Genomic DNA, 451 nt, shown 5'->3' with positions numbered 1-451 from the left:
GTGTACACCCACTTTAAAAAGATGCCTTGAACGACTATTTTGACCGTTCAACTGCTAAAGGTGGCCATACACCACATCTGCTTCGTGAAGCGCTGCAATGGCATATTAACTTTGAAGAAAATGGACATATGCTGGCTGTTGAGCCTGCAGTAAAAACTGCTTAATATCAGTTTGTTAAAAAACGCCCATCTGGGCGTTTTTTAATGTGTGAATTATTGCAATAGCAAGAACTGGATTAATTTATACGAAGACGGGGTATAGTGGTAACTGGCTGACTAAAGTCTATGTCTCTAAGGGCCTGAGTCTCTAGTGTACCTAGCGAAAACTTACCCAAATCCCACTGAATCTGTCCTGATTCATTACGAAATGGCTGTAACATGATCTCCAGCCCACGCATCGGGTTATCTGACTGTAAACCTGCTGCTATTGCCAGTAAATGCTGTTGTAAGGC

Annotated in this window: 2 pseudogenes; one reads left to right on the top strand and one right to left on the bottom strand. The window is 42.4% G+C overall.

The annotated features are described in order from the left end of the window. Window positions 1–17: 17 nt before the first annotated feature. A pseudogene (locus tag ACEWB7_RS17745) lies at window positions 18–164 on the top strand (hypothetical protein); the annotation flags it as partial. Window positions 165–235: 71 nt separating this feature from the next. Here the strand turns inward: ACEWB7_RS17745 and ACEWB7_RS17740 are convergent. Then, window positions 236–451, bottom strand: a pseudogene (locus ACEWB7_RS17740) (hypothetical protein); the annotation flags it as partial.

Origin of the sequence: Acinetobacter sp. NIOH-H-8 (genome assembly GCF_046635365.1) — a bacterium.
In the GTDB taxonomy this organism is placed as follows: Bacteria; Pseudomonadota; Gammaproteobacteria; order Pseudomonadales; family Moraxellaceae; genus Acinetobacter.
Note: the sequence above shows the minus strand (reverse complement) of the source record. Positions and strands in the feature narration are given on the sequence as shown.